This window comes from Pseudarthrobacter sp. LMD1-1-1.1 (genome assembly GCF_040676255.1).
GTDB lineage: Bacteria > Actinomycetota > Actinomycetes > Actinomycetales > Micrococcaceae > Arthrobacter.
The window spans coordinates 610440-626169 of sequence record NZ_JBEGHP010000012.1; the positions used below are offsets into that span (position 1 = coordinate 610440).

Below are 15730 nucleotides of genomic sequence, written 5' to 3' on the forward strand. Positions count from 1 at the left end.
CCCCTCAGTTCAAGGAAGAACAAGCAGTTGACCAGTACCCTCCCCAGAGTGTTCTTTGTGATTGGCCCGGCAGGTTCGGGGAAATCAAGCGTCAGCCGGCACCTCGCGGAGCGGTTTGGTGCGGCCCACATCGACAAGGACACCGCAACCATCCGTTTCACCGAATTGCTGCTGAAGCTCAACGGCTCGGACCCCAACGAGCGGGACAACAACGAGTTCTACCAGAACACCATCATGCCGCTCGAGTACGGGGCCATCCTTGACCTCACCCGCGACAACCTGAGGGCAGGCAACTCTGTGGTTCTCGACGCCCCCTTCGGCAAGTTCTTCTCCGACGACGACTACCTGGCCAAGGTCAAGGATCGGCACCGGTGGCCGGAGGCTGAACTCATTGTGGTCCACGTCCGGCTCGCCGGGGAAGCGTTGCGCCAGCGGCTGGTTGCGCGGGGTTACCCGCGGGATGAATGGAAGCTCGCTAACTGGGAAACCTTCTGGTCCGGGGCACAGGGCGACTCCTGCCGGTGGAAGGAGGCGCGCCACCTCGATTTCGACAACAGCGGAGCTTCCGTGGATGTCAACGTCTTCGCAGCCCAGGTAACCGCCGGGGCCGCGTAGGGCCGACAGCACCCCAGCTGACGACGGCGGGAGGAACCGCCATCGTCAGCTGGGGTGCTGTTTCACGTACCGGTGCGCTGGGGCGCTCCGCTGGATTGGCGTGGGATGAGAGTGGGCATGGACCGGCGGATGAGTGGTTCGATGCCTGGGTTGACGATGAGGTCGATGGCGGTGGCTGCTATCTGGTCCAGGGGAACGTGCACCGAGCTTAGGGGCGTCGGCAGCCGGGCGGACAGTGGCGTGTCGTTGTATCCGACCAATGCCAGATGGTCGGGGATGCTGATCCCGTTACGGTGTGCTGCCGCCATCACACCCATGGCGATGTTGTCATTGGCGGCGAAGATGGCTGTCGGGCGGGATTGCGGTGCTCCTGCGAGGAGCGTTTCGCCGGCCGTGTAGCCATTTTCGATGCCGTAACCGGCAGCGATAAGCCATTCTTCGCGCGGCTGGATGCCTGCCTCATTCAGTGCTCTGCGTGCTCCCGCCAAGCGTGCGGTTCCGGTGGAGGTGAAAGCGGGGCCGGTAACGACAGCAATGTTGCGATGGCCCAGGTCGATAAGGTGACGTGTGGCGAGGTAGCCGCCGACCTCGTCGTCTCCGAGCGCAGAGGGACTGATGCCGTCAGTTCGGAGCACCAGCGCATGCGCTACACGGCGCTCACGCAGCAGTCGGGGGAGCTCGTCATCGAGCCGCGCCGTGGCGAGAATCAACCCATCGACGTTTCTATCGAGGAGTGTTTCGGCCGCGCTGCGTTCATCCACGGGGTCATCTCCGCTGGTGGCGACCATCGCAAAGTAGCCCCGGGATGACGCTGCCTTTTCGAGTTCTTCGAACATCAGCGCCATAACCGTGTCGCTCAAACGCGGGACAAGGACACCAAGGGTGCGGGTCTCACCACGCCGCAAACTTGAAGCAAAAGAGTTCCGGCGGTACCCGAGTTCTTCCGCGATCTTCCGGACATGGGCTGCCGCCGCGGATCTGGAGGTGGTGCGTTCATCCAGCGCGCGGCTGGCGGTCGAGATGCTCACGCCACTGGCAGCCGCGACATCCTTGAGCGTGACAATCCCTGCGGGGGCGGGACGTTCCATCGCGGTTCTCCTCTTCAGCAAGGGTGTTACAGCCACTCTATTCCTCCTTCTTGCAAACGTTCTCTTGACAGTGAGCTGCGACACGTGCAAACTTGAAAACGTTCCCGCAAACGTTCTCATCATAGTGGGACTACCGACCATCAAAGAAGACAAGAAGGTAGCTGCAATGGCACTCGATCTCCGCGGACTCAACCCCGCACCTGTCACCCCGTTCACCGAAGATGGCGCCGTCGACTTCGCCGCAATCCAGCGCCTGGGTTCGTGGCTCGGATCGATTGAGGGCGTGAAGAGCCTCGTCGTTCTGGGGCACGCCGGCGAAGGGACGTTCCTCACCGAAGAGGAGCAGCTGGACGTGATCCGCGCGTTCGTAGCATCGACCGACGGCCGGGTACCGGTTGTAGCGGGCATCACGAAGGAGGGCAATAAGACAGCGGCCCTCGAAGCCAGAAAGGCCGTCGATGCCGGCGCGTCAGCTGGTCTCGTCTACCCCTCGCACGGGTGGCTGCGCTTCGGCTACCAGAAGGGCGCACCCCAGTCGCGCTATCAGGAGATTTACGACGAATCCGGTCTGCCGCTGATCCTGTTTCAGTACCCCGACAACACCAAGGCAAGCTACGACCTCGAAACCCAGCTGGAGATCGCCGGCCAGGAGGGAGTCTTCGCCACGAAGAACGGTGTCCGGAACATGCGCCGGTGGTACACCGAGATCCCCGCGCTGCGCGCCGCGTACCCCGAACTGCAGATCCTGTCCTGCCACGACGAATACCTGCTGCCGACCATGTTCGATGTCGACGGCCTGCTCGTGGGCTACGGCAACATCGCCCCCGAACTGCTCGTCGAACTGATCGAAGCCGGCAAGGCGCAGGACTACCCGCGAGCCCACGCAATCCATGAGCGGCTGCTCCCGGTAACGAAGAACGTTTACCACCGCGGCTCCCACATGGAAGGCACGGTCGCCCTGAAGTGGGGCCTCGTGAACCGCGGCATCCTGGACCACGCGACAGTGCGCACCCCGCTCCTGCCCCTCCCCCAGGGCGCCGAAACCGAAATCGCGGAAGCCTTCGCTGCCGCGAACATCGGCAAGGTCACCGTCAACGCCTGATCCATGGATCCTGAGGATGGCGGGAGCAACTCCCGCCATCCTCCCCTAGGCTTTAGCCATCTCCACTCTTGGTCAATGAGGACCCCAGCATCGCTGCTGGAGAAGGAGGACTCGCCATGCGCGAGCCGAACAACACTAAAACTATGGCCGGCGGCGCCAATGCCGCCAGGATCAATGCAGAGCTGGTAGCCCGCCTCGAACGGCTCCCGCTCACGCGACGGCTGACCGTGATCCGCGTGGTCATCGGGTCAGCCACGTTCTTCGACGCCTACACCGTCCTGGCAATCGCCTTCGCGATGCCCCAACTGTCCTCGGAATGGCACCTGAATGCCGGGGAAATCGGCATGATCCTCTCCGCAGGGTACGTCGGCCAGATCTTCGGGTCCCTCTTCTTTGGACACCTCGCCGAAAGAATCGGCCGACTGCCCGTCCTGCTCTTTACGATCCTGCTCTTCGTCTCCATGGACATCGCCTGCCTCTTCGCGTGGGGCGCCACGTCCATGATCATCTTCCGCTTTATCCAGGGCATCGGCACTGGCGGCGAAGTACCGGTCGCCAGTGCCTACATCAACGAATTCGTCGGTGCCAGGAAGCGTGGCAGGTTCTTCCTCCTATACGAGGTAATCTTCCCGGTCGGCCTGATGTTTGCCGGCATCGCCGGATACTTCCTGGTCCCTGTCGTGGGCTGGAAAGCCATGTTCATCGTCGGCATCGTGCCTGCCCTGCTCACAATCCCCATGCGCTGGCTTATGCCTGAATCACCGCGCTGGCTGGCATCCAGGGGTCACGTCCACAAGGCCGAGACTGTCGTCTCAATGCTCGAAAAGGAAGCGGTCAAGGCAGGACATACACTCTCCGAACCCGTGGTTCGGCCCGTTGACCCCAAGGCCACGGCCCGTACCGACTGGCGTGAACTGTTCTCCGGGATATACAAAAAGCGCACCTTCATGATCTGGATGCTCTGGATCTGCGTATACATGGTCAACAACGGCCTGGTCACCTGGCTGCCGACGCTCTACAAGCAAACCTTCAACCTTCCCCTGCAAACCAGCCTCGCCTACGGCTGGGTCACGTCCGCTGTCGGTGTTGTGGCCTCCGTCCTCTGCGCGCTGCTCATCGACCGCGTAGGCCGTAAACGTTGGTACACATTCGCCTTCCTGGCCGCGATCGTCCCTCTTGTCATCCTCACAGCCCTCGGCGCCGTGTCGGCGACACAGGTCGTAGTATTCGCCAGCATCGCCTACGCCATCCTGCAGACCATCTCCTTCTCGCTCTACCTCTACTCCGCCGAGCTGTACCCGACCCGGCTCCGCGCCATCGGCACGGGCTTCGGCAGCGCCTGGCTCCGGGCAGGCTCCGCCATCGGCCCCATCCTGGTCGGCTGGATCGTGGAAAACTACGGAATCAGCCTGGTGTTCACCGTCTTCGCAGCCGTTGCCCTGATAGGCGGCCTGGTGACGATCTTCTTCGCCATCGAAACCAAAGGCCGGGTCCTCGAGGAACTCTCGCCCTAACTCCCCAGCACCCGCCTCACTGGCAGCGCCACGAACCAGCTCCGGTCCGTGGCGCTGCCGTTGCCAGTCAAGGACTACCCTCGGACCATCGCTTCCCGTTCCGTCCAGATCCCAGGTGTGCCGTCGTGAGGACACTCGCTGCGCTTCGGCGGGCAAGGCGTCGACCTCAAAGGCGCATTGCCGTGGGGCCCCGGCCTTGTTACCGCTCACGGTCATCAATTGGCGGAATCCTATAGGACAGTGCCACCATTATTGGATGCTTGAGGCAACTAAACCCCAGAAGTCCCCGGACGGGACGCCCGTCAACCCCGCGCTCGAAGCGGAAAGCAAAATCGCCCGCATCGCGGTGACGGTGTTCCCCATCCTGGTGGTCGTTGCCGGCATCCTCGGTTTCCTGCTCCCCGGGGTCTTCAAGCCCATGGCCCCCAGCGTGCCCTACCTGCTGGGAATCATCATGTTCTGCATGGGCCTGACCCTCACCCCGCCGGACTTCGCCGCGGTGGCCAAGCGGCCGTGGGCTGTGGCCCTGGGGATCGTGGCGCACTACATCATCATGCCCGGCGCCGGCTGGCTGATCGCGGGCGCCCTGAACCTCCCGCCCGAACTGGCCGTCGGCGTAATCCTGGTGGGCTGCGCACCCTCCGGCACGGCCTCGAACGTCATGGCCTTCCTGGCCAAGGGCGATGTTGCCCTCTCCGTGGCGGTGGCCTCCGTCTCCACCTTGATCGCACCGATCGTCACCCCGCTGCTGGTCCTGTTCCTGGCCGGCTCCTACCTGCAGATCGACGCCGCCGGCATGGTCCTGGACATCGTCAAGACCGTGCTGCTGCCGGTGGTGGCCGGCCTCCTCGCCCGGGTCTTCCTCAAGAAGCTCGTCGCCAAGGTGCTGCCCGCGCTGCCGTGGGCGTCCGCCGTCGTGATCTCCCTGATCGTGGCCATCGTGGTGGCCGGCAGCGCCAACAAGATCATTGAGGCCGGGGCCATCGTGTTCCTCGCCGTGGTGCTGCACAACGGGTTCGGGCTGGGCCTTGGCTACCTGGCCGGCAAGCTGGGCCGCCTGGACGACAAAGCCCGCCGCGCCCTTGCGTTCGAAGTGGGCATGCAGAACTCCGGCCTGGCGGCGACGCTGGCCACCGCCCACTTCACCCCGCTGGCTGCACTGCCGTCCGCGGTCTTCTCGCTGTGGCACAACATCTCCGGCGCCATCGTGGCCGCCTGGCTCGCCCGGCGCCCGCTGCGGGACAAACAAGCCTAAGGGGCCCGTTAACAGCCAGCCATTCCGGGTACAGGCTCCGGTAAGGACAGCGCCGTTTCGACGCTGTCCGCCAGTTCCTGTAAGGAGATGGACAGATGGCTCGGATTGACCGGATAGCTGAACCATGGGGGACACGGACGCCGTACGGCACCGGCGGTGACTGGCCCGTCCGGGTGGACACCCACCTGGCCGAAGGAGTGGCTCCGGAGGACGTGGACCGGTGGGTCCAGACGGCCTCGCTCCTGCACTCCAACGGCGACGCCATGGACATCGCCGTCAAGGACAACAGAATCGTCGGCGTGCGGGGACGGGCCGTGGACCGGGTCAACCACGGCCGCCTGGGCCCGAAGGACCTCTACGGCTGGCAGGCGAACGCCTCCCCGGACCGGCTCACCAAGCCCCTCGTCCGCGAGAGCGGAAAGCTGGTGGAAACGGACTGGGACACCGCCATGCAGCGCATCGTGGACAAGTCCAAGGCGCTGCTCGCGGAACAGGGCCCCAGCGCCCTTGGCTTCTACACCACCGGCCAGCTTTTCTCCGAGGAGTACTACACCCTGGGCACGCTGGCCCACGGCGGCATCGGCACCAACCATGTGGACGGCAACACCCGGCTGTGCACGGCGACGGCGGGGGAGGCCCTGAAGGAATCCTTTGGCTGTGATGGGCAGCCCGGCTCCTACACGGACGTGGACCACGCCGATGTGATCGCCCTGTACGGGCACAACGTGGCCGAAACCCAGACCGTCCTCTGGACCCGGATGCTGGACCGGCTGGCCGGCCCCAACCCGCCCAAGATCATCTGCGTAGACCCGCGCATGACGCCCGTGGCCAGGGCAGCCACCGTGCACCTGGCGCCGCGGCCCGGCACCAATGTGGCCCTGATGAACGGCATCCTGCACGAGATCATCACCAACGGCTGGGTGGACCGGGAGTACATCCAGGCGCACACCGTGGGGTACCCGGAGCTCGAAAAAGAGGTCAAAAACTACCCGCCGGCCCTCGTGGCGGAAATCTGCGGCGTCCCGGCGGAGCAGATCACCGAGGCGGCCAGCATCGTCGGCCACGCGGAGCGGCTGCTGTCCACCGTGCTGCAGGGCTTCTACCAGTCCAACCAGGCCACTGCGGCTGCCGTCCAGGTGAACAACGTCAACATCATCCGCGGCATGCTGGGCAAGCCCGGCTGCGGCATCCTGCAGATGAACGGCCAGCCCACCGCCGAGAACACCCGCGAATGCGGGGCCGACGGCGACCTTGCCGCCTTCCGGAACTGGTCCAACGATGCGCACATCCAGGACCTGGCCCGGGTCTGGAACATCGATCCCATGTCCATCCCGCACTACTCCCCGCCCACGCACGTCATGCAGATGATGCGGTACGCGGAGGACGGTTCCATCCGGATGCTGTGGGTCAGCGGCACCAACCCAGCCGTCTCGCTGCCCGAGCTGGCACGCATCCGCGGCATCCTGGAACAGGACCGCCTGTTCCTGGTGGTGCAGGACATCTTCCTGTCCGAGACCGCCCAGCTGGCCGACGTGGTGCTTCCCGCCGCCACCTGGGGCGAAAAGACCGGCACCTTCACCAACGCGGACCGCACGGTGCACCTCTCCGAGAAGGCAGTGGACCCGCCGGGCGAGGCCAGGCCGGACCTGGAGATCTTCATCGACTACGCGCACCGCATGGGACTGCAGGACAAGGACGGCCGGCCGCTGATCAAGTGGCACGATCCCGAGTCGGCCTTCGAAGCCTGGAAGGAATGCACCCGCGGCCGGCCCTGCGACTACACCGGCATCACCTACGACAAACTGCGCGGCGGCTCCGGCATCCAGTGGCCCTGCAACGAGGAGAACCCGGACGGCACCGAGCGGATCTACGCGGACGGCAAGTTCTGGGCGCACCCCGAGTACTGCGAAACCTACGGCCGCGACCTCATCACCGGCGCGCCCGTGGAACCCACGGAGTACAAGGCACTGAACCCGGAGGGCAAGGCCATCATCAAGGCCGCCGAATACATGCCGCCGCACGAGCTGCCCAGCCAGGACTTCCCGCTTCAGCTCATCACCGGCCGCACGCTCTACCAGTTCCACACCCGCACCAAGACAGGCCGGGCGCCGGAACTGCAGGCGGCCGCGCCGGACGTGTGGGTGGAAATGTCAGCGGACGACGCCGGCGCGTACGGGATTGCCGAAGGCGACCTTGCGGAGGTGGAGACGCCCCGCGGGGCCGTCCGTGCCAGGGTGCGGATCAGCGGCATCCGCAACGGGGTCCTGTTCCTGCCCTTCCATTACGGCTATTGGGACACGACGGGCGGACACCAGCCGGACGGGGCCGGCAGGGCTGCGAATGAACTGACCATCACGGACTGGGATGCGGCGTCCAAGCAGCCCATCTTCAAGACCGCGGCAGCCCGCATTACCCGTATTTCCGGCGGCGAGGGGCCCTCTCCGGCGCCCACCACCACGGCCTCGGCCCCCGCCGGCGACTTCCCGGAAAACGCAAGGACCAAGGGAATTTTGAGCGCGCTGGCGGATGAATCCATGGACGCGGCAGGAGGGGCACGATGAAATTCGGCCTGGTACTGGAGGAAATGCACCGCTCCGAAAACGACCTGGCGCACCACCTGCTGGTCATCTCCGAGCGGCACAAGGTGGACCACGAGATCTACCACCTGGCCCGGGACCTGGCGCGCTGGTCGCAGCAGCACGTCCGGGACATCGCGGACATCGCCAAGAACTACGGCCAGGACCTTGACCCGGAGCCCCGCGGTGAGGCCGGGCCGATGGAAACCATCCGGGAGAAGGGCAGCGAGATGATGGGCCGGCGTCCGGAAACCGGGATGCTGCTGCTGCGGGACCTCCGCGAGCTCTACCTGAAGGCCTGCGGCGTGTCAGCAGACTGGGAACTGCTGGCCCAGGCCGCCCAGGGGATGAAGGACAAGAACCTCCTGGCCCTGGCGGAGAAGTGCCACCCGCAGACCATCCGCCAAATGAAGTGGGCCAACGGCAAGCTCAAGGAATCCGCCACCCAGATCCTGGTCAGCTAAGCGCAGGCGAGCAGGGAACCCTCAGCGCGCCTCCCGGGCCGCCTGGAGGTGCGCCACCAGGGCCTGCAGCTGCTCCGCGGTCCACGGCAGGCCAGGCTCAATTCGGTGCTGTTCTCGTTCCACATGGTGCGGGCGGCTTCCTTGGTGCCCTCGCCGCTGTGGAAACGCGAGCCCAGCTCATCCCAGCGGCGCACCAGCTCCCGGGCCTCGGTGCTGGTGGCTGGGACGCCGCCGTGGACCTGCCGCAGGCCCTCCTCCACCAGCCCCGCCCACTCAGTCCGTGACTGGTCCGTTGCCTCCTGCCCCAACCGGGCACGCTGCTCCTCGAGCTCCCGGCGCTGGTCCCCGGTGAAGTAGTTCTCGAACATGGTCATCCTTTCCAAAACAGTCATGAAATCGCCGGGCCCGGCGTGCCCGTGTCCGCTGAGGCGTGCCAGCAGCTCGCGGATGGTCTGCTGGAGCTGTTGCAGCTGCAGGGCCTGCTGGTCCAAGGCATCGAGCTGCCGTAGCAGCAGTCTTTGCAGGGACTCCGCATCCGCGCCCCCTTGGTCCAGCACCGGTGCGATCTCGGCGAGCGGCACGCCCAGGCTGCGCAGGGTCCGGATGCTGTACAGCCGCCGCAGGTCAGGTTCCGTGTAGCGGCGGTGGCCGGCGGCGGTCCGGCCGCTGGCGTGGAGCAGCCCGATGCTGTCGTAGTGGTGCAGCGCCCTGACGGTGACCCCCGTGGCCGAGGCCAGCTCGCCGATGCTCCAGCGGGGTTCTTCCGGTTGCTCCATACCGCCCACCGTAGGACCTGACGCCGCGTCAGGTTCAACCCCGACGCAAGCGACCGCGGTCAGAACCCAGCGCGGAGCGAACGAGTTTCATTCAGTGAAACTGGCGGCGCGTGGTGCCCGGCCCATGGCACAGAGTTGAGTCCATGAACGAGGGGCCCGTTGCGGGCCCCGCCCAGCCCATTGAGCAGTTCACCAACGCTTCAACACACAGCACAGAAACGGCGCGCTACACATGGAGTCAACGATGACGGGACGGCGGATCCTCAAGGGGATCGAGTTCGCCCGGCCACAGAACGCGGAGCCGCTGCTGCTGGACCTCTACCTTCCCGCGGGAGAAACGCCCAAGGGCGGCCGGCCGGCGGTGGTCCACTTCCACGGCGGCGGCTGGCGGACGGGGGAGCGGTCTTCGCTTGGCCCCGCTGTTGACGGTTTCGGACTCAGCCCCATCGAGCAGTTGGCAGATGCCGGGTTCGTCGTGGCCTCGGCGGACTACCGGCTCAGCACGGTTGCCACGTTCCCGGCCCAGCTGCTGGACGCCAAGGCAGCTGTCCGCTGGCTCCGCGCCCACGCGGCCGAATACGGCGTGGACCCGCACCGCATCTACGCCTGGGGCGACTCGGCCGGCGGCCACCTGGCCAGCCTCCTGGGCCTGACCGCGGATTTCCCGGTCCATGCCGGCATCGACGCGCCGGACGACGACCGGGTTGCCGGCGTCGTGGCCTGGTACCCGCCCACGGACTTGCTCAGGATGGGTGGACAGGCACGTCCGGATGCCGTGGCCCGGGCGGATGATCCCGGATCCCGCGAAGCGCTGCTGATCGGCGCGCAGCCGGCCGACGCCCCGGACAAGGCCAGGGCCGCAAGCCCCCTCAGCTACGTCCACGCAGGCGCCCCGCCTTTCCTCCTCATCCATGGAACGGCGGACCGCTTCGTCCCGGTGGCGCAGTCCACCTCGCTGGCCGGGGCGCTGGAAGACGCGGGCAACGCCGTCGAACTCCTCCTGCTGGAGGGCGCGGACCACATGTGGGCCAGCCCGGACGGCAACAGCGGTGCCGCGGAACAGGCCATTGCCGCCACCATCGATTTCCTCCGCCGTCAGTCGGAACAGCACTGATTTCCCACCACCATGCCGGGGCAATACGCGCACCCGGACCAGACCGAAAGGCCTCCCATGCAGTTCATCGGCATCACCCACCACGGCGGACCCTGGGCAGCGGCGCTCGCCGGTTCCCGGGTCCTCCCGCTCACGCCGGCCGACGATTTCTGGGCCGACGCCGAGGGCTGGCAGGACAAGGCAGCAGCCCTGGTGGCCGGCGCGGCTCATGCTGAAGCGGCCGACGGCGAGGGCTGGCTGGAACGCGGCAGCGTCACCGAGGTGCCGCTGGTCCCCGCCTCCGCGCGGGTGATCTGCGTGGGGCTGAACTACAAGGCGCACGTAGCCGAGGGCAGCTTCAAGGACCAGGAACTCCCGCCGTACCCCACGCTGTTCGCCCGGTGGACAGCCTCCCTGTCCGTGGGCAACGTGCCCGTCCCCGTCCCGGCGGCCGAGGCAGGGCTGGACTGGGAAGGCGAAGTGGCCGCCTACATCGGCCGCCGCGTGGAGTCCGCCGACGAGGACACCGCGGCGGATGCCGTCTTTGGCTACTCCACGTTCAACGACATCACCTCCCGCAGGGCCCAGAAACTCACTTCGCAGTGGACCCTGGGGAAGAACGGCGATTTCAGCGGCCCCCTGGGTCCCGTGGTGAGCCGCGACGAGGTGGGCGACTTGCGCGACGGGTTGCAGGTCCGCACCCGCGTTAACGGGATCGAAGCCCAGAATGGCAACACCCGGGACATGATCTTCTCCGTCCCGGCCATCATCTCGCTCATCAGCGAAACCTTCACCCTGCACCCGGGTGACGTCATCGCCACCGGCACCCCCGAAGGTGTGGGCTACGCCCGTACCCCGCAGTGGCTGCTGCAGCCCGGCGATACCGTGGAAGTGGAGATAGAGAAGCTGGGCATCCTGACCACGCCGGTGGGCGACATTTCCCTTCGGAGCCGTGCCTGATGAACGCCTTTCATACCGCGGCGGACCTGCCGCCGGAGGCACAGGTCCTGATTGCCGGGGGTGGCCCCAGCGGACTCTTCCTGGCCCTGGATCTCGCCTCCCGCGGCGTGCCCAGCACCGTCATCGAACCGCGGACAGCGCTGGACCACACCCGGCCGCGTGCCAAGACCACCAATGCCCGCACCATGACGCACCTGCGCCGGCTGGGCCTCGCCGAGGTCCTCCGGGACGCCGCGCCGCTGCCGGTGGAATACGCCCAGGACGTCATCTTCTGCACCGGCCTCACCGGGCTTTCCGCGTACGAGCTGCGCCGGTTCCGCAACGCCTTCCAGCTGGTTCCCGGCCGCTACGGGCCGCAGCCGGAGTGCGGCCAGCAGGTACCGCAGCCCGTCCTCGAGGAGGTGCTCCGGGCCGCCGTCGAAAGCCACCCGCTGGTGACGTTCCTGGCCGGCTGGACCGTCACTGGCGTGAGCGTACCGGACGGCGGGGCCGCCACGGCAGCCTGCGCCGTCGTCGTTGCCGATTCCTCAGGTGCGTCCCGCACCATCGCCGCGGAGTACGTCATCGGGGCCGACGGCGGGTCCTCCGCCGTGCGCCGCAGCCTGGGGCTGCGGCTTGAGGGCGGCTCCGCCGAGCTGTCCAACATCAGCATCCTCTTCCGCTCGAAATCGCTGGCGTCCGCTGTCTCTTTGGATCCTGCGGTGCAGTACTGGGTGGTGGGCTCGGAGACCTCCGGCATGGTGGGACCCATGGACCGTGACGGCACGTGGTGGGCCATCGTCCAGGGCGTGGATCCGTCCGTGACGGTCACTGCCGGGGACGCGGTCGCGATGGTCCGCTCCCTGGTGGGCTCGGACGTGGACATCGAGGTGGTGGCCACGGACCCGTGGACGGCCCGGATGCTGCTGGCTCCCGAATACAGCCGCGGCAACGTCTTCCTGGTGGGGGACGCCGCCCACCTCAACCCGCCCTGGGGAGGCCACGGTTTCAACACCTGCATCGGCGACGCCGCCAACCTGGCCTGGAAGCTCGCCGCCACGATCAACGGCTGGGCCGGGCCCGGACTCCTCGCCAGCTACGGGGCGGAACGCCGGCCGGTGGCTGCGCGCACCATCCGCGACGCCGCCACCAACGGCAAGGCCCTGGCCTACCACTTCGCAGACCCGGACCTGGTTGCGGCCGGCCCTGCGGGGGATGCCGCCCGCGGGGCTGCGCACCAGGCACTCGCCGTGAAGCAGAGCGAGTTCGATTCCCTGGGCCTGGTGCTGGGCTACGACTACGGCGGTTCATCCGTGGTGGTGCCGGACGGTTCGGCCCTCCCCGACGAGGACCCCATCCGCTACGTCCCGTCCGCTGCTCCGGGGGCCCTGCTGCCGCACGCCTGGCTGGCGGATTCCCGGTCCCTGTACAGCGCCCTTGGTGCGGGCTTCACACTGCTTGCCGACGCCGGATCGCTGGGCGGGGTGGACCCCGCCGAAGTTTTCGAGCCCGTCCTGGCCGCCGGTGCCCGGCAGGGCATCCCGGTGACCGTGGCCGCCGTCGGGCCTTCCGACGACGGAACGCACCTTGCGGACCTGTGGGGCGCTGCTGCCGTGCTGGTCCGTCCGGACCAGCACGTGGCCTGGCGCGGCAACTCCGCGGTGGAGGCCGCCGCCGCGCTGTCCGCCGCCGCGGGCTGGGCGACCGCTTTCCCTCCCGCACGTCCTGAAGAACCTGCACCTTCCATCGAGACCAGGAGCGCCCGTGTCGACGTCATCATTCCGTGATTTCCTCTTTACCCCGGACCACCCCCGCGTGGCGGACATCCGCGGACTGGATGCCCGCGAATACGCCGAGGCCGCCAAGACCGATGCGTTCGCCGGGCCCATGATCGAGGGCTGGAAGAAGCTCTATCCGCAGCCATTCACGGGCATCACCAGCGACGGCGTCCGCCGGGAAAACCTCTACCCGCTGGCACCTGCCCGGCCCGGGGAGGAAGCGCCCACCGCGGACATGGTGGCTGCGGCGCGGAAGCTGCTTGGCGCTGTCACCGCGGACCAGGCCGGGAAGCTCTGCTACGCCGTGGACGCGCCGGAGTGGCAGAGCTGGGCCAACCCCGAATTCATACAGCACGACACGGGACTCCGCCTGGACGAGGTTGCCGGTCCCGTGCGGGATGCGGTGCTCGGCGTGGTGGAGGCTTCGCTGAGCCCGGCCGGGTTTGAGCTGGTGCGGAACCTGATGCGGATCAACGGCTTCCTGGGTGACCTGGTGGAGCTGCCGCTGCTCATGAACGAGTTCAGCTACAACTTCGCCCTGTATGGGGAGCCTTCCGAGACGCAGCCGTGGGGGTGGCAGCTGTTTGGCCACCACGCGGCGCTGAACTGCCTGGTGGCCGGGACGCAGCTGGTGGTCTCGCCGGTGTTCATGGGCGCAGAGCCGGACATGATCGACGCCGGCCCACATCAGGGCGTCAAAGTGTTCAAGGAGCGCATCGCCCTGGCCCGGCAGCTGATGGCCGCCCTGCCTGCGGACCTGCGGGACCGCGCTGTTGTTTATGCGGAGATGGTGGACCCGGCCATGCCCGAAGGCCGCCTCCACCCGGGCGACGAACGGCACCTGGGCGGCTGCTTCCAGGACAACCGGGTGATCCCGTACGAGGGCATCCCGGTCACCGACATGCCGCCCGGAACCCGGGAACTGCTCAACGCCGTGGCGGAGGACTTCATCGCCTACCTGCCGGACGGTCCCCGTGCCGCCCGCCTCCGGGAAATCCAGGAACACTACGGTGAAACATTCTTCAGCTGGATCGGCGGCTGGGAAGGGGAGGAAGCGTTCTACTTCCGGGTGCAGAGCCCGGTGGTGGTGCTGGAACTGGACCACCACACCGGCGTCTTCCTCAGCAACGACCAGCCCGCCCCGTTCCACATGCACACCGTGGTCCGCACCCCCAACGGCAACGACTACGGCCGCGAACTCGTCAGGCAAGCCACCCCCTGACCCTGACCCACCATCGATTGCTGAGTAACTGCCGTTTTGGAGCGCCATAACGGCAGTTACTCAGCAATCGATGGGTTTTAAAAACCAGAAGGCCCGGATTTCCTCTCGGAAGTCCGGGCCTTCTGTGGTGGATTGGTTTAGGGGATGTCCAGGGCTGCGCGGCGCTGCGGCGGGGGTCCGACGACGGTCAGGTCCATCTCGGCCTGGGCGCGCCCGAAGCCCTCCATGTCCATGTACGGCTCGCCGCCCTCGGTGTACATGTAGTCATCGGTGGGCGTGTTGAAGTACTCGAAGAAGCCGTTGAACACCGACGGCGTCAGGAAGCCCACCATCTGGGTGTTGTGGGCATCGAGCGCGAACGAGTGGATGGTCCCGGCGGGGGCGTGCACGAAGTCGCCCTTGGTCAGGAGCATCTCCCGGCCGTTGGCGTAGAGCCACATCCGGCCCTCGGTGCAGAGGAAGTTCTCCGTGTGCTGGGAGTGGAAGTGCATCGGGATGTAGGGGGTTTTGGCGCCTTTGGTGTGCACGGCGAAGTAGTTGGAACCGGTGTTGGCGGGCCGGGACAGGTAGGTGAACATGGTCTGGTAGCTGACCAGGCGCTCACCCTCCCCGGCACTGAGGAAGTACGGGCTCTGCGTGGGCGGCAGCCCGGCGTCGTGCTTGAACGACGGCGCCACACGCTCAAGGTCAGGGAACGTGATGCCAAACTCGGCGCCCACCTCTGCCTGCTCCTGCAGGCTGGCCTTGTGGCCGGGGCGCACCGGCGGGACGTGCGAATCGATGGGCGTGCCCACCCGCTCGTAGTAGGCCTCGCCGCCGCCGGGCGTCATCCAGTTCAGGAAGCGGGTGTAGTGGCTGGCCATCCGGTACGCGTGCGGCGTGTTGGGCGGGATGACCACGGAGTCGCCGGGGGTGAGGATGCGGCTCTCGCCCGGCAGCCAGACATGCAGGATCCCGTCGAAAATGTAGAGCGTCTTGTGCTCCACTTTGTGGCTGACGAACGGCGACTCAGCGCCCATGCCGCCGGAGATGTAGGCAGCGCTGAAGATGCCCCCGGTGTCGGCGGCGCGGGCGATGACCGTGACCAGCTGGCCGTTGATCTCGTAGCGTGCGCCTTCGCCCGACGCCATGTAATACGGGACCGCCTCGCCGGGCAGCGCGTTGGCCACCGGGAGCTGCTTGTTCATTTCCTCAACGCTGAGGGACATGGTTTCCTTCTTTCCAGTCGGCCGGCCCTTGCCGGAGCGTGACCTACATCATGGCTGTCCCACGCCCCGGCCACGAGCCCTGATTCCATTAGTTGAAATC

13 protein-coding genes are annotated in these 15730 nt (G+C 66.7%); 10 read left to right on the forward strand and 3 right to left on the reverse strand.

Going from position 1 to position 15730, the window contains the following annotated elements; all coding sequences use genetic code 11:
• Window positions 1–48 precede the first annotated feature (48 nt).
• On the forward strand, window positions 49–615 hold the full coding sequence (locus MRBLMD1_RS08430) for an AAA family ATPase (RefSeq protein WP_364398788.1): 567 nt from the start codon (window positions 49–51) through the stop codon (window positions 613–615).
• Between the two features lie 62 nt (window positions 616–677).
• Here MRBLMD1_RS08430 and MRBLMD1_RS08435 read toward each other — a convergent pair whose 3' ends face one another.
• Entirely contained in the window at window positions 678–1703 is a 1026-nt protein-coding gene (locus tag MRBLMD1_RS08435; RefSeq protein WP_307487505.1) for a LacI family DNA-binding transcriptional regulator, read from the reverse strand.
• Window positions 1704–1869: 166 nt separating this feature from the next.
• On the opposite strand from MRBLMD1_RS08435, the gene MRBLMD1_RS08440 reads away from it, so the two are divergent.
• The 5 genes from MRBLMD1_RS08440 to MRBLMD1_RS08460 all read left to right on the forward strand — a co-directional run bounded on the left by MRBLMD1_RS08440 (window position 1870) and on the right by MRBLMD1_RS08460 (window position 8614).
• Complete coding sequence (locus MRBLMD1_RS08440) at window positions 1870–2805, forward strand: dihydrodipicolinate synthase family protein (protein WP_159634005.1); 936 nt, start codon at window positions 1870–1872, stop codon at window positions 2803–2805.
• 116 nt (window positions 2806–2921) lie between these two features.
• Window positions 2922–4319 (forward strand): MFS transporter, encoded by a 1398-nt coding sequence (locus MRBLMD1_RS08445; protein ID WP_364398791.1) that lies wholly within the window; start codon window positions 2922–2924, stop codon window positions 4317–4319.
• 256 nt (window positions 4320–4575) lie between these two features.
• The gene (locus MRBLMD1_RS08450) at window positions 4576–5574 is read left to right on the forward strand and encodes a bile acid:sodium symporter family protein (RefSeq protein WP_224024416.1); all 999 of its coding nucleotides are present in this window, start codon (window positions 4576–4578) and stop codon (window positions 5572–5574) included.
• 95 nt (window positions 5575–5669) lie between these two features.
• Entirely contained in the window at window positions 5670–8135 is a 2466-nt protein-coding gene (locus tag MRBLMD1_RS08455) for a molybdopterin oxidoreductase family protein (protein ID WP_364398794.1), read from the forward strand.
• Window positions 8132–8614, forward strand: coding sequence for a hypothetical protein (locus tag MRBLMD1_RS08460; protein WP_364398796.1), 483 nt, complete (start codon window positions 8132–8134; stop codon window positions 8612–8614). Before MRBLMD1_RS08455 ends, MRBLMD1_RS08460 begins: the two co-directional genes overlap by 4 nt.
• Here MRBLMD1_RS08460 and MRBLMD1_RS08465 read toward each other — a convergent pair.
• The gene (locus MRBLMD1_RS08465) at window positions 8611–9390 is read right to left on the reverse strand and encodes a MerR family transcriptional regulator (protein ID WP_364398798.1); all 780 of its coding nucleotides are present in this window, start codon (window positions 9388–9390) and stop codon (window positions 8611–8613) included. The genes MRBLMD1_RS08460 and MRBLMD1_RS08465 overlap by 4 nt on opposite strands.
• A gap of 244 nt (window positions 9391–9634) precedes the next feature.
• Here MRBLMD1_RS08465 and MRBLMD1_RS08470 point away from each other — a divergent pair, with 244 nt between their 5' ends.
• Genes MRBLMD1_RS08470 through MRBLMD1_RS08485 form a run of 4 tightly spaced genes read left to right on the forward strand, consistent with a single transcriptional unit; the run spans window position 9635 to window position 14422 of the window.
• Window positions 9635–10504: an alpha/beta hydrolase gene (locus MRBLMD1_RS08470; RefSeq protein WP_364398800.1), complete on the forward strand. Its 870-nt coding sequence runs from the start codon at window positions 9635–9637 to the stop codon at window positions 10502–10504.
• 57 nt (window positions 10505–10561) lie between these two features.
• The gene (locus MRBLMD1_RS08475; RefSeq protein ID WP_364398802.1) at window positions 10562–11443 is read left to right on the forward strand and encodes a fumarylacetoacetate hydrolase family protein; all 882 of its coding nucleotides are present in this window, start codon (window positions 10562–10564) and stop codon (window positions 11441–11443) included.
• A complete protein-coding gene (locus MRBLMD1_RS08480; protein ID WP_364398804.1) occupies window positions 11443–13209 on the forward strand; it encodes an FAD-dependent monooxygenase in 1767 nt (588 codons plus the stop codon). The genes MRBLMD1_RS08475 and MRBLMD1_RS08480 overlap by 1 nt, the downstream gene beginning before the upstream one ends.
• Complete coding sequence (locus MRBLMD1_RS08485; protein ID WP_364398806.1) at window positions 13187–14422, forward strand: DUF3500 domain-containing protein; 1236 nt, start codon at window positions 13187–13189, stop codon at window positions 14420–14422. The genes MRBLMD1_RS08480 and MRBLMD1_RS08485 overlap by 23 nt, the downstream gene beginning before the upstream one ends.
• A gap of 137 nt (window positions 14423–14559) precedes the next feature.
• On the opposite strand, the gene MRBLMD1_RS08490 is transcribed toward MRBLMD1_RS08485, so the two are convergent.
• Window positions 14560–15630, reverse strand: a complete 1071-nt coding sequence (locus tag MRBLMD1_RS08490; protein WP_159633979.1) for a quercetin 2,3-dioxygenase — start codon at window positions 15628–15630, stop codon at window positions 14560–14562.
• Window positions 15631–15730: the final 100 nt, after the last annotated feature.

Bases quoted from the DNA above. Each gene is read 5' to 3' on its own strand.
- MRBLMD1_RS08435 (WP_307487505.1), bottom strand. From the start codon at position 1,703: ATGGAACGTCCCGCCCCCGCAGGGATTGTCACGCTCAAGGATGTCGCG.
- MRBLMD1_RS08440 (WP_159634005.1), top strand. From the start codon at position 1,870: ATGGCACTCGATCTCCGCGGACTCAACCCCGCACCTGTCACCCCGTTC.
- MRBLMD1_RS08445 (WP_364398791.1), top strand. From the start codon at position 2,922: ATGCGCGAGCCGAACAACACTAAAACTATGGCCGGCGGCGCCAATGCC.
- MRBLMD1_RS08450 (WP_224024416.1), top strand. From the start codon at position 4,576: ATGCTTGAGGCAACTAAACCCCAGAAGTCCCCGGACGGGACGCCCGTC.
- MRBLMD1_RS08455 (WP_364398794.1), top strand. From the start codon at position 5,670: ATGGCTCGGATTGACCGGATAGCTGAACCATGGGGGACACGGACGCCG.
- MRBLMD1_RS08460 (WP_364398796.1), top strand. From the start codon at position 8,132: ATGAAATTCGGCCTGGTACTGGAGGAAATGCACCGCTCCGAAAACGAC.
- MRBLMD1_RS08465 (WP_364398798.1), bottom strand. From the start codon at position 9,390: ATGGAGCAACCGGAAGAACCCCGCTGGAGCATCGGCGAGCTGGCCTCG.
- MRBLMD1_RS08470 (WP_364398800.1), top strand. From the start codon at position 9,635: ATGACGGGACGGCGGATCCTCAAGGGGATCGAGTTCGCCCGGCCACAG.
- MRBLMD1_RS08475 (WP_364398802.1), top strand. From the start codon at position 10,562: ATGCAGTTCATCGGCATCACCCACCACGGCGGACCCTGGGCAGCGGCG.
- MRBLMD1_RS08480 (WP_364398804.1), top strand. From the start codon at position 11,443: ATGAACGCCTTTCATACCGCGGCGGACCTGCCGCCGGAGGCACAGGTC.
- MRBLMD1_RS08490 (WP_159633979.1), bottom strand. From the start codon at position 15,630: ATGTCCCTCAGCGTTGAGGAAATGAACAAGCAGCTCCCGGTGGCCAAC.